Below are 13,483 nucleotides of genomic sequence, written 5' to 3'. Positions count from 1 at the left end.
TAATGTTCGGAAATTATTCGCGTGTTGTTACGCTCTCTAAATCATGCACTGGTACATCAATTGTCAAATCACTCAATGGATATGCATCGCAAGTATGAACATATCCAAATTTTTTATCGGCGATTCTTCTACCATCAATTGATGTCGGCGTGAAGGCCTTACCATTGATTAACTGGGATCGACAGAATCCACATTCTCCACTACGACACATTGATGGGGCTTTTATTCCTGCACGTTCCATGGCAACTAACAATGACTCGTTACTTTTTGCTTTAATCACACGTTCATCATCTCTAACTCTGACTGTTAAATTAAAGATTTTGTTCTTAGCAGAGGTGGGATAATCCAACTCATTATATGGAGTACCGAAATCACCATTTAATTCGTGGCGCACTCTCCCAGCTGGTAAATGTAGTGTTGCAATTTCTTTGTTGGCAAATTTGTACATCACATTGGGACCACAAATGAAAATAGAATAATCCTGTGCAGGTTGATATTTACTAATCAATGCAGCACTTATAAAACCATGCTCATATCCAGAAATATTTTCATCACTAAGAACATTGACGACCTTAACCTTATCAGTCTCTTTAGTTAGCTTATTTAACTCTTCACCCAATAAAATATTGTCATGTGTCCTACTTCCATAAAGGATAGTTAGATCAACGTCTTCAACACCCTCACTTATTGATTTTGCCATAGAGTAAAACGGCGTTATGCCACTACCACCAGCAATTCCGATAATATGTTTTTTATCGCGTAGTGGTTGATAATAAAGGGTTCCCGCTGGAGCAGAAGCTTCAATCTTTGTACCCACTTTCCAATTATCCCAGATATATGGTGTGACGAATCCAGTCTGAACTAGTTTGATTGTCAACATGTATATATCATTCATTGCATCAGCTGGTGAAGAACAAATCGCATAGGGACGTGTTACATAGCTATCGTCTATCTTTAGTCGTAAGGAAATGTACTGGCCTGATCTAAAATAAGCCAAATGATTAGTTCCATTATCTGTATCTGGCTTAAAATAAAAGCTTCTTGCATCTGGTCCGTGTTCAACAATTTTGAATACCTTTAAAAACTGCTTTTCAGGATGTAATCGTTCTGCCAGCTCATTGACTGGGAATGTTTTAACTAGAGGTTTTGTTGATCCTGAATCGATTTTTTCTTTACGTTCTTCAAGTAATTTATTGAACGGTTTAATTTGGTTTTCAAAAGTATCCATTATACCGTCTCCTTCGATATATTTTGATTAGCCAATTTAGCGGCAGCTAAACCTGACTGATAGGCTGAACTATATCCATCTAATAAATATCCATGTCCACCACAGAAATGTAAGTTCTTAATTGGTTCATCTTCTTTTACCAAACTCATTGTACGCGCCAACATTTGATCCCAACGGCTTCCAAAGTATCCATAAATCTCCCCTTCTGGTCCACGTAGGTAACGAGCAAACGTTTCAGGAGTAGCAATTTCAATTTCTTCGATATAATCACGAATATTGATACCTGTCGCCTTTTCATAACGGCTTATTAAATCTTCGGCAATCTTATCCTTTAGTTTTGCATATTCAACTGGTGAAACATCATCCCATGAATCACCAAAGAATAGCTGTGTAGCATATAGTATTGAGGTTCCTTCAGGCGAACATCCCGGATTAGCAACGTTCAAACAATTCATTATGAAGAATCCATTATCTTTTAAATTATCCATATGATCAAACTGATAATGTGAATCCCAATTATCATCAATGAATGTGCTGTAATCCTTAATCCCTAATTCTTCAGCTGATTTATTGAGTCCAAGATAAACTAAGAATCCACTAGTTCCAATCTTTCTAGCGTTAGATTTCTTAACTTCCCGAATAGGCACATCCGTGGAATCAAGCATTTTGCTATAAACTACATCAGGAATGACATTCATAATAACTTGCTTAGCATAAATATCCTTATCTGCTGTCCGAACACCGACTACTTCTCCATCCTGAACAATCAACTTGGTTATTTCAGTATTGAACCAGACCTCGCCACCATTTTGCTGTAATGAATCAATCAATGCTGTTGAGATTTCGTGAGATCGATTAACAGGAATATACGCAGATAAAGCTACATAGGACACAACCATTGCGGCCATGTAGGCAAACTCAAATTCGTCACCAGGAATACCTATATAGCACCAATAGGCCATGAGTATTTCTTGAGCCTTCTTTGGTATTTGTAATTCATCCAGTACCTTTTGATAAGATATCGTTCCATATTTCATAAACAGTGGGTATTTTTCAGCAATATCTTCCATGTTGATATTTGCTGGGTCAGTTGTTAATTCTGAAAATGCTTGTGCAACCTCGACTGCAATTTTAAAGAATCTACCAACACTTTGAGAGCTGCCTGGAACGGCCTGTTCCATCGATTTGATAAAGTTAGGAATCCCTGTTGGCATTGAAACATCGAATCCATTTGAACCAGTATTAATAACACGATAGGCATCTGGAACTTCTTTGAATTCAACATCGATTCCCAGCCAATCAAATATGTTTCGGATATTACCTGGATTATCCTTTGATCCATACTTTGCCAGTTCATGGAGTGATGGTTCAAATTCGAATCTACCTCTTGTAAAACTAGTTGCGGCACCACCTGGTAAATTATGTCTCTCTATCAGTAACGTAGAATTACCCAACTTAGCAGAGCTTGCGGCAGCTATCAGTCCACCATTTCCAGCACCAACTACAATCACATCAAAATCAGTTTTCACGATGAAACCTCCTTATTAATTAAACTTCCATTGATCAATAGAATTCTTACTTGTAGTATTAAATATATGCATTACATTGTAAACGGATTCACAAACGATATACTTAATTTAACGACATATCGCATTGGTGGCATCTGGTTCAACCAGATCCAGAAAGGAAATCATCGTGAAATTCGAAACTATTCAATCAATGTCAGAGGTAGATCAATTAGTAGATTTTTTTGAAAAGAAAATTTTAACTGGAGAATTAAAAATTGGAGATAAGTTGCCAAGTGAGCGTACAATGGCTCAAAATTTTGGAGTTAGCCGTTCAGTTGTTAATAACGGATTGAAAGAATTGTCACGTTTAGGTTTTATCAAAGTTGTCCCAAGACAGGGAAATTACATCGCCAAGTTCAATGAAGATGGTAATTTAGAGACTTTTAATATTATTATTAACTTTAATGGAGGAAATTATCGACCTTCACTATTAAAATCCATTTTCCGTGCTCGCAAGCTTTTTGAAGGCGACATGATTATGGAGTGCAATACATCAACATCGTTTGTTAAACTTAATTTGATTTATGATAGATTCAAAAACGAAGTGAATTCCAATAAGAAGCCTGAATTAGGCTTTGATTTTTATCATGAACTGGCAGTTTCTTCGAATAATCTGGTTTATCCTCTTTTGATTTTGAATTTTAAATCTATTTATCTAACTTTGGGCAAGTGGATCATTCAATTTCATGATTTATCTCAGGTAGAGAAATATCGAGATGACGTTGTCTATTACTTGAATGAACGTGATTTTGAAAAAGCTCGAGATTGTAATGATAAGTTGATTGATTTTTGTTTATCTGAATTGTTGAATAGGAAATTCTAGTTCGACTTCTTCTTTATTGTTTCTTGTTTGCTTCGCAAACGCGTAACAACACGCAATTTCTTCTGCTTAACATTAAAATGAGGTGTCATTCACGTTGTGAATGGCGCCTCATTTTAGTTAATGTTCGGAAATTATTCGCGTGTTGTTACGCTTTAAAAAAATAGACTTTTAACTTCATCAACTGACATATCTTCACCAGTATATAGTTTAAACGCTGCGGCACCTTGCCAAACTAGCATTCCTTGTCCACCAATAACTTTACTACCTTTACTTTTGGCTTCTTTCAACATTTTTGTCTCAGTTGGATTATAAACTGTATCAGTTACAACTAAATCTTCACGAAATACATTTGTATCAGTAATATTGGTATTATCAATATTTGGAGCCATTCCTACCTTTGTGGCATTGGCTAAAATGTCACTGCTAGAAATTGATGATTTGAGTTCTTTCTCATCGTTGATATCGCCAACTGTAACTTTACAATTAGGGACCTTATCCATTATTTTTTTTGCCATCTTTTCAGCATTAGAGAAGAAATCATCCTTGGGATTAAAGATTCTAATCTCTTTAGCTCCATCCAAGGCAACTTGTACAGCAATAGCTGTTCCAGCACCACCTGCACCTAGAACTGTGAATACTTTGTCCTTAGGATCAACTCCGTTTTGTCTGATGTTAGCAACATATCCAGCCCCATCTGTGTTATTACCAGTTAGAATTCCATCATCATTCACAATTGTATTAACTGCTCCAATAAGTTCCGCTGCTGGTGATAATTTATCGACCAACTTTGCAGCCACAGTCTTACAGGGCATAGTAATATTTGCCCCACGCATATTAAATAATTTCATGATATTAATTGCTTGTGGCATTTGCTCTTCAGTAACATCAAATGCCAAGTATGCATAATTAATGCCGGATTTTTCAAAACTAAAATTATACATTGCCGGAGAGCCCGAATGAGATACTGGTGTACCGAATAAACCTAACATTCTAGTTCTACCATCAATCCATTTTTCCATAATTAACGCACCCTCTCAGATTTTTGCTTGTTCTTTCTCATATGCTTGATATTCATCGGTTGGCATTTCTTTTCCAGTGAATAGCTTATATGCTTCAGCACCTTGCCATAGCAACATTCCTTTACCTGGAATTGCCTTAGCGCCAACTTCTTCAGCATCTTCAATTAATTTTGTTTTCAATGGATTATAGACTGTATCTGCAACAATCAAATCAGAACGCAACATGGATTTATCAACTAAGGATTGGACATCAAGTGGTTTCATTCCTACAATGGTTGCATTAACTAAAATATCTGCATTTTCAATTTTTTCTTTCAATAAACCTTTATCTGATAATGGATAAACATCAACTTTTACATTTGGAGTTTCATCTTTAAGTTTTGATTTTGTTTCTTTGGCATTTTCGAAGAATTCATCATCTTGGTTAAATATTGCAATTGATTTAGCTCCATCCAAAGCTACCTGTACTTGAATAGCCGTTGCGGCACCACCAGCACCAATAACAACAATATTCTTACCTTTAATATCAACGCCATTTTCCTTAAGATTACGAACAAATCCTATACCATCAGTAATGTGTCCTGTTAACTTACCATCATTGTTGACAATAACATTAATAGCTCCAATAATTTTTGCAGCGGGTGAAAGATCATCTACCAGTGTTGAAGCAACGCTCTTGCATGGCATCGTTACGTTTGATCCTCTAACTTTGAATAGTTTTAGTGCATCGATTGCTTGTGGCATTTGTTCTTTTTTAACATCGAATGCCATATAAGCATAGTCTAATCCTTGCTTTTTAAAACTGAAGTTATACATTGCAGGTGATCCTGAATGACCCACCGGTGTACCTAGAAGTGTGAATAGACCTGTTGTTCCTGAGATATGTTTTTCCATAATATTGATACTCCTTAGTAAAACAGAGACAATTTCTTGTCTCTGTTCGATTATATTTTTATAAGTTATTTATTTCTTTGCAGGTTGATGATGTTCTACGGCATATCCACGACGGCCACCTGGTTTTGGTGTCATATCACCCATCATAATTCCAAATCCACCTTCAACTGTCAATTCGCCACCATTCGTATAATCTGAACGATCACTTGACAAGTACATTACGGCATTAGCAATATCATCAATTGTTCCAATTCTACGACTTGCAGTTAGACGCTTACGACCCTTTTCAACTTCTGGATCACTATAGAATCCTGCTGATAGTGGAGTTTTAACAAAACAAGGAAGAATACAATTACTCCGTACTCCATATTGTCCCCATTCAGCGGCAATCTGTCTGGATAACATATTAACTGCAGCTTTTGTTGTACTATATCCAGCGCTATATGTCTCTGGGAATCGTGAAGCAATTGTTGAGATATGTAACAATGTTCCATGTTTCTGTTCGATCATTACTCGACCGAATCTTTGAGACATCAGGAAGTAACCGGTTACATTTACGTTTAAAGAAGTTTTCCATTCGTCCAAGCGAAGATCTTCTAGTGGAGAGAATCTTAAAATGGCAGCTGTATTAAGTACGACATCAACTTTGCCAAAAGTATCGACAACCTTCTTAACTGCAGCGTCTACTTCATCTTCATCAGTAGTGTCACATTTGATTGCCAATGTTGGAACGTTGTATTCTTCATGGATCTCTTTTGCATATGCATTAACTTTATCTTCTAATAAGTCGACCATTACTACTGTGGCACCTTGTTTTGCATATTCCTTACAGAATACAGTACCCATACCACCAACAGCACCTGTTACAACACAAACTTTTCCGTCTAATCCTAACCAACTATCACTCATAATAACTTCTCCCACTTTCTACTTAATTAAGCTTTAACTTCTTCTTTTAAAATTTCAGGCCATGCCTCTTTTAAAACTTTGATTGTTCCTTTGTATGTATAATCAGCCGTATAATCTATTCCCTTCTCAAGATAATTATCTGAAATAACTTCCACACCGATAACCTTAGGATCCACTCCAGCATCTTTGATCATCTTAACGAATCCAGCAGTATCCATCTCGCCCATTCCTGGAGCTAATCTATCGTGCATTGATTCATCTCTTAGAATTGATTCTGCATAAGGACGTGTGTAGGCATCATCAATTTGAATTGAAATAACTTTTTTAGCTTGTTCTTTAGTTAATAAATCATAAGATTGTCCAGCTCTTACCCAGTGCCACATATCAAGAAGCATCATAACGTTGTCACAGTCTGCTTTTTGCATGATTTTCCATGTCTTATCCAAGTTTGGTAGGCCACTGTAAGGCATTGGCTCTAGAGCAATGATCCACTTGCCAGCTCTACTTGCCAATTCTTGTAACTTCTTAGCTGAGTAATCAACTGAATATGACTCCATCAGACCTGTGTTGATATGTTTTACACCGAATAATTCACACATATGGAAACACATTTGTTCCTTATATTTTTGTTCGTATGATCGGGGCTCTTCACACCACTGGACGATGTATTCAACCTCTGTACATTTGATTCCATATTTATCAAGAATATTTAGAATATCATCATCTGAAAGTCCCTCGTTAACTGCATCAACATAAGTCTCAGCACGAAGACCAATTCCATCGTAACCAGCTTGACTGGCTGCCTTTACACGATCTTCAAAACTACATTTGTCTCCTAATGTCCAAGAACTGATTGTAATAGGATGTGATTTTGTCATGATTGATTCCTCCAAATTAATTGTTATATTTAGTTGTTAATTCCTTCACGTGAAAAACTTTACAATTACAATTTAGTCTCTGTCACGTGTTAAGTCCAATTGCTATATTTCTATAAATACATAGCCAAAAGTTATGGATTTACAATATTAAATAAAATGGTACTTGTGAGCTCTGAAAGCTAAGAACATCATTACTAAAATTCCAACTATTGTGACTGTTGCATCAATAGTGAATACACGAATCATGCTTTGTGCAGTTTCATCAATAATGAATGTCGAAATAAATGGTCCAACAAAATACGTTAATGCTGCAGCAAAGCTATAATAGCCAGTAACCTTCCCCTTTTTATCAGGAAAATATTGTGAAATTATGGTTAGACCAACTTGCCATATGCCTCCTGCGGCAAAGAAACCGATTACTATACTAGTGACTTTGACCAATAGATACCCCGGAAATGTTATCATCAGGATTAAAAATATGCCTGATATTGTTGAATAGAACATCATAACCCGATAAGGATGTGCCTTTCTGATAATTACCGACGTTACAAAGACTGATATAAGAGATGATAAGGCATACCAAGAAACCAGCTCCTTTGACGCTGCTTCAGAAAGTTTCAAGACTGTAACTCCAAAATGTGGAATATATTGTGAATACATATAAAATGTAAATGAAATCGTAAATCCGACAATAATTAAACCAACTCCGTCAATACTCATTTTTGGTAAATTGCCCTTTATTGCTTTACTGGTTCTTGCCGATACATCCTCAACATTTGATTTGATCGATTCTGTATCTTTAACGATATTAGATCTGTCCTTATTGAATTTGATTACGCCTATAGTGACGATATCCAAGAATAATAAAAGTGACATAATTGGCAAAACAATAGATACGCTAGGTATAGCTGCAACAATGAACGGCAACAAAGTTTGTGATAGAGACATACATGCTTTGACCAGTGAATTCATACTCGCAGCTTTAGTTGGAAACGCCTCTGTCAAAGCTGGATAAGCACCTGAATCATCAAATGAATTAGCAGCTCCTAAAAACAATGTAAAGAAACATGCCATATAGATATTTCTACTCATGATCAATCCCATAAGAAATATGATGTTGGCAATCAATCCAATTATCATAGTGTTTTTTCGACCGAATCTATCAGACATCCATCCAGCAAATATGACAGTTACCAAATGTCCGATACCCACCATGGCAATAACCGTTGAGATTCCTTTAACATCCGTATTCCATAGACGCATAAATTGTCGACTGTATTGGGAAACAATCAAGATAGAAGAACCCCAAACAAAATAATTAAAGTAAATAGTTGCAGCAATTAAACTTGGTTTATACTCTTTTGTTTGCATAGCTTTACAACTCTTATCCTTGCTTCAAAATTTCAAAACAATAATTTATTCAGCGACTGCTTGAGATTCATTTTTATCAACAGTCTTTTTTTGACCCTTTTTGACAATTAATGCTAATCCGACTCCAACAATGGTTATAACGATATTTAACAAGATAATCATTCTAGGTGCACTACCACCTGTACTCTTAGTGATGAAAGCTGCCAATGATAACATTGCATAATTGGCAACACTAGAACTTATCATACATAACGACGTTGCAAGCCCTTTATCCTTTGGGAAAAACTCAATAGTTGTTGACGTGGCAAGTTGTAAAACTCCACCTGCAGCAGCATAACCTATTAAGAAACTGGCAACATACAGCATTGTTGATGTTTGAATAAAATAACTTAGTAATAACGTAATAATTGAAATAGTTGGATACAATACTAGAACTGTTGATTCTTTAAGACCCCAACGAATTAATTGAGCCGTTAACAACACTGCTATAGCAGCCCCCGCAGCATAAAACGATTGCAATGAACTTGGATTTTTAACACCATAGCTTTTACCTAATTCCTGATTACAATTTAACCAAAGCATGAATGTCGTTGAGCTAGTAAATCCAATCAAAATTGCAGAAATTGAAGCTGGAGTGAAATGAATCTTGTGTTTTCCTTTTTCCACTTCTTTGCCATCTTCATCAGCAACAGCATTGGCAACTGGTAATGGCAAAATAAGAACCAAAAAGGCATCGACTAACATCAATAATCCACAAATAATGAAAATAGTTTTGTATGACATATGTGCCATTGCGACCCATCCAATGAAGAATGGTAGTAAGAATTGTGCAACGACAACTGAAAACTTAGTGAATATATTGGCTATTGAAGCAGATTTAGGAAACATTTCCATCAGACTTGGTGACACACAGGTATCCAAAAACGAATTAGCAATTCCGTTCAAAACACCAATGGCATAGGCGAACCAAAACGATGGGGAGAATGCTATACCGAAGAAATAACATGCGTACAAAAGTGTTCCGATCAATCCGCTGACACGTCTGCCTAATTTGTCAGAAACAGGACCTGCAAATGGATATGCGATTAATCTTCCAAGACCAAATGCTGCTACAACGGAGACAACCATACTTACATCAATAACACCAGACGGTAAGTTTTGAGCACCCCATGCCGTCGCAAACTCAGTCTTATATTGACTCAATATCGAAGAAGCAATACCAAGCATAAAGTAAGCAAAATATAGCGCTAAAGCCGTTGGTAAAAAATTTTTAGTTTTTGTTTTTGCTTCTGACATATTATTACTCCCTAACTTTGTCTTCTAGAATCTCCGGCCATGCTTCTTTCAAAACTTTGATTGTCCCTTTGTATGTATAATCAGCCGTATAATCTATTCCCTTATCAAGATAATTGTCTGAAATAACTTCCACACCGATAACCTTAGGATCCACTCCAGCATCTTTGATCATCTTAACGAATCCAGCGGTATCCATCTCACCCATTCCAGGTGCCAATCTGTCGTGCATCGATTCATCTCTTAGAATTGATTCTGCATAAGGACGTGTGTAAGCATCGTCAATTTGAATCGAAATAACCTTCTTGGCTTGTTCTTTAGTTAACAAATCATAAGATTGACCCGCTCTTACCCAGTGCCACATATCAAGAAGCATCATGACGTTGTCACAGTCTGCCTTTTGCATGATTTTCCAAGTTTTGTCCAAATTTGGTAGACCACTGTAAGGCATTGGCTCTAGTGCTATGATCCACTTGCCAGCTCTACTTGCTAATTCTTGTAACTTCTTAGCTGAATAATCAACTGAATATGACTCCATAAGACCAGTGTTGATATGTTTTACACCGAATAATTCACACATATGGAAACACATTTGTTCCTTATATTTTTGTTCGTATGATCTTGGTTCCTCACACCACTGGACGATGTATTCAACCTCTGTACATTTGATTCCATATTTATCTAAAATTGCCAGAATATCATCATCTGAAAGTCCCTCATTTACCGCATCGATGTAAGTTTCCGCACGAAGGCCAATTCCATCGTAGCCAGCCTGGCTAGCTGTTTTTACACGATCTTCAAAACTACACTTGTCTCCTAATGTCCACGAACTGATTGTGATTGGATGTGATTTTGTCATGATTGATTCCTCCAAATATATTCTCTATTTTTGCATGTATTATTTTTCACATGTTTGTTTACAGCCAATAGTGTAACCGTTAACAAGTTTGCCCGTCCAATTGCTTTTTCGTGTTGCATTTATAGCTAAAAGCTATTATTATTTAGAGAATAGTCGTAATATCAGGGCTTCAAGCGTCTCTGGAAAGGAGATTTTATATCATGAATTTAGATCATCTTCGCTATTTTATTGAGCTTTCACAAAGTGAAAACTACACACAAACCGCAAAATTGTTACATATTACACAACCAAGCTTGACCAAGGCAATGCATTCTCTAGAATCTGAGATCAACGTCACTCTCTTTGAAAAAAGAGGACGTAACGTTGTATTGACGACCGCAGGTAAAATATTTGCTAAAGGCGTAGGCAACGCATTATTACAGCTAGATCGAAGTGTCTCTGAAATAGAAGAATTAAACAGTAAGAAGACGACTATCCAAATAGGTGCTTTACGAATTCTAAGTATTGATTGGCTACCAAGTATCGTCCAAAAATTCCAGCAAGAAACTAACGATACCTCAGTGAAATTTCAATTCAGTAGCGATACTGGACTTTCACCTGATATCTTGAATTCATTGCGTGACGGTAAATATGACGTGGCTTTTTGTTCTAGAATGGATGAATACGGTGATATTGACTATTTTCCAATTGAGGAACAAAACATGGTCTGCATAACGCCGCTACATCATGAATTAGCTAACAAATCTAGCCTCACTTTGAGAGAGACGCTTCCCTATCCACAAGTGGTATTTTCCAAGAGAAGCGGTCTTTATTCAGTAATCGAAAAAATGTTTGAAGACAGCGGTGGACATCCCATCGGAGTGTATTCAGTTGAAGAGGATCAAGCAATGGCGGGACTCGTAGCTCATGACTTTGGTATCGCTATAACGCCCGACATGGAATTGCTACATAGTATGCCATTACGAGTTATTCCAATCTCATATCCAAAATGGAAACGAGTCTTTTATATGGCAACATTAAAAAAGCATTTTGAACAACCTGAGGTTGAAAAGTTTATTAAGTTTGTTAGGCAAGAAGGTAAAAAAAGTCTTACAAATAAATCTACCCAAACTGGCGGTAATTTTTAGAATAAAAAAGCACTTCAAAATGAAGTGTTTTAATTTGGAACTATATTGAATTTTTCAAGCTTGAAATGGTCCCTAGTTAAGTCAGTTACAGTAATACTACCGTTATCCGGAAATGCATTAGTTAAATCATATTGATCACTGAAATACTTCAATACAAGTGTTTCCAGAAAAGCTCCATGAGTAACAACTAGAACTGTAGAATCAGGATTGTTCTCATCAAGTAATTGTTGTAATCCATCCTCAATGCGCTTACCAACATCGTTTATATCTTCAGCCAGATTCATTGGGTCAGCTTTTTTGAGTGTTCCTTTAGCTACAATCGCTGAGAAATTGTTTTCCATTTTTGCCTTGGTTAGATTGTTATACTTTGCTACAACAATATCCCAGACCATCGGAGTACTGTCGCCTTCAAATGAACCGAAGCACATTTCTCGGAAGTTTTTATTTTGTTGTATATCAGCGGTACTTGTCAAATTCTTATCTTTAATAATATTGGCAGTATCAACTGCTCGCTTGAGATCTGAACTGTAGATAGCATCAAAGTGTGTATCCTTTAGATACTCACCAGTTCTTTCTAATACTGATATACCTTCATTTGTCAAAGGCGTATCCGACCAGCCCTGCATCTTGTTCATTTTGTTGAACATGGTCATTCCATGCCTTACAAAGTATACCTTCATGTACTTACCTCCAAAAAAGAATTCATGCTTACTATTATAAGCTATGAATTCTTCTTTTTTGGTTTTGATTTATTATTAATCTAATACTTTTTTAACAATTTTAAACAACGACTTTACATCTTCTGGACGCGTGTAACCTGTCCTCTTATCAATAATTGAACTATAAACATGTGGAATAATTTTCTTCACACCAGCATCTACAGCAATCTGAAATATTTCTTCAAAATTCTCAAGATTCAAACCACCAGTAGGTTCAAGATAGAAATCATTGTCAGAACAAGCTTTAGCAACTGCTTTGAATTCATCAATATGATTCAAACCATTCATTGGGAAAAACTTAATTGAACTACCTCCCATATCTTTTAATAAAGCTATGGCAGTCTCAACAGGAACTTCAGCGGTGGGTTGTTTGCTACTCAATGGACCAGTGGCAATATTTACAAGTCCAACTTTACCCGTAGGTGAAACCAGACCATTAATAAATGTATCCTGTTGGCCTAGCAGTGCTCTACTTGTTCCAACACCAGTAAATACTTGATTAATATGTTGAGGTTGTAATTTTGCTGAAATTCTGCTTACCATTTGGCTTTGGTTTGGATCACCAGCACCCAAGCCAACTGAAAGAGCATTATCAGTTTCTGCTTGATACAATTTCATATCTTCAATAGCTAATTCATCATTACCATAGTTCTTCGATAGAACCCCAAGCACAATGTGATGTTCAGCGGCTTCATAGCATTCACTAGCATTTTGAACTGATCCAGCCAAAACATTCAATGCAACACGATCCTTATAAAAATTAGGTATGTTTGACATAATAAAACTCCCTCAAAA

Annotated in this window: 13 protein-coding genes; 2 read left to right on the top strand and 11 right to left on the bottom strand. The window is 36.4% G+C overall.

Going from position 1 to position 13,483, the window contains the following annotated elements; genetic code table 11:
- Positions 1–13: 13 nt before the first annotated feature.
- Together BTM29_RS04355 and BTM29_RS04350 are read right to left on the bottom strand one after the other, a co-directional pair.
- Positions 14–1,228 carry an FAD-binding oxidoreductase gene (locus BTM29_RS04355; protein ID WP_076614338.1) on the bottom strand — a complete coding sequence of 405 codons (1,215 nt, stop codon included), beginning with the start codon at positions 1,226–1,228 and terminating at the stop codon, positions 14–16.
- Positions 1,228–2,757, bottom strand: a complete 1,530-nt coding sequence (locus BTM29_RS04350; RefSeq protein WP_076614337.1) for a phytoene desaturase family protein — start codon at positions 2,755–2,757, stop codon at positions 1,228–1,230. Before BTM29_RS04350 ends, BTM29_RS04355 begins: the two co-directional genes overlap by 1 nt.
- Positions 2,758–2,923: 166 nt before the next feature.
- On the opposite strand from BTM29_RS04350, the gene BTM29_RS04345 reads away from it, so the two are divergent.
- Complete coding sequence (locus BTM29_RS04345; RefSeq protein WP_083685915.1) at positions 2,924–3,619, top strand: FadR/GntR family transcriptional regulator; 696 nt, start codon at positions 2,924–2,926, stop codon at positions 3,617–3,619.
- Positions 3,620–3,771: 152 nt separating this feature from the next.
- Here the strand turns inward: BTM29_RS04345 and aroE are convergent, their stop codons facing one another.
- The 7 genes from aroE to BTM29_RS04310 all read right to left on the bottom strand — a co-directional run bounded on the left by aroE (position 3,772) and on the right by BTM29_RS04310 (position 10,842).
- Entirely contained in the window at positions 3,772–4,638 is an 867-nt protein-coding gene (aroE, locus tag BTM29_RS04340) for a shikimate dehydrogenase (protein ID WP_076614336.1), read from the bottom strand.
- Positions 4,639–4,653: 15 nt separating this feature from the next.
- On the bottom strand, positions 4,654–5,532 hold the full coding sequence (locus tag BTM29_RS04335) for a shikimate dehydrogenase (protein WP_076614335.1): 879 nt from the start codon (positions 5,530–5,532) through the stop codon (positions 4,654–4,656).
- A gap of 69 nt (positions 5,533–5,601) precedes the next feature.
- Entirely contained in the window at positions 5,602–6,441 is an 840-nt protein-coding gene (locus BTM29_RS04330; protein WP_076614334.1) for an SDR family NAD(P)-dependent oxidoreductase, read from the bottom strand.
- A 26-nt stretch (positions 6,442–6,467) separates the two neighbouring features.
- The gene (locus BTM29_RS04325; protein ID WP_076614333.1) at positions 6,468–7,319 is read right to left on the bottom strand and encodes a sugar phosphate isomerase/epimerase family protein; all 852 of its coding nucleotides are present in this window, start codon (positions 7,317–7,319) and stop codon (positions 6,468–6,470) included.
- A gap of 147 nt (positions 7,320–7,466) precedes the next feature.
- Entirely contained in the window at positions 7,467–8,690 is a 1,224-nt protein-coding gene (locus BTM29_RS04320; protein ID WP_076614332.1) for an MFS transporter, read from the bottom strand.
- Positions 8,691–8,735: 45 nt separating this feature from the next.
- A complete protein-coding gene (locus BTM29_RS04315; protein ID WP_076614331.1) occupies positions 8,736–9,986 on the bottom strand; it encodes an MFS transporter in 1,251 nt (416 codons plus the stop codon).
- 4 nt (positions 9,987–9,990) lie between these two features.
- The gene (locus BTM29_RS04310) at positions 9,991–10,842 is read right to left on the bottom strand and encodes a sugar phosphate isomerase/epimerase family protein (RefSeq protein WP_076614330.1); all 852 of its coding nucleotides are present in this window, start codon (positions 10,840–10,842) and stop codon (positions 9,991–9,993) included.
- A 200-nt stretch (positions 10,843–11,042) separates the two neighbouring features.
- Between BTM29_RS04310 and BTM29_RS04305 the strand changes: the two genes are divergently transcribed.
- On the top strand, positions 11,043–11,969 hold the full coding sequence (locus BTM29_RS04305) for a LysR substrate-binding domain-containing protein (RefSeq protein WP_076614329.1): 927 nt from the start codon (positions 11,043–11,045) through the stop codon (positions 11,967–11,969).
- A 29-nt stretch (positions 11,970–11,998) separates the two neighbouring features.
- On the opposite strand, the gene BTM29_RS04300 is transcribed toward BTM29_RS04305, so the two are convergent.
- Together BTM29_RS04300 and dagF are read right to left on the bottom strand one after the other, a co-directional pair.
- Entirely contained in the window at positions 11,999–12,649 is a 651-nt protein-coding gene (locus BTM29_RS04300) for a histidine phosphatase family protein (protein WP_076614328.1), read from the bottom strand.
- Positions 12,650–12,724: 75 nt separating this feature from the next.
- Entirely contained in the window at positions 12,725–13,465 is a 741-nt protein-coding gene (gene dagF / locus BTM29_RS04295) for a 2-dehydro-3-deoxy-phosphogluconate aldolase (protein WP_076614327.1), read from the bottom strand.
- Positions 13,466–13,483 lie beyond the last annotated feature (18 nt).

This window comes from Companilactobacillus allii (assembly GCF_001971585.1).
Lineage (GTDB): Bacteria > Bacillota > Bacilli > Lactobacillales > Lactobacillaceae > Companilactobacillus > Companilactobacillus allii.
This window is presented reverse-complemented; position numbering and strand designations above follow the sequence as displayed.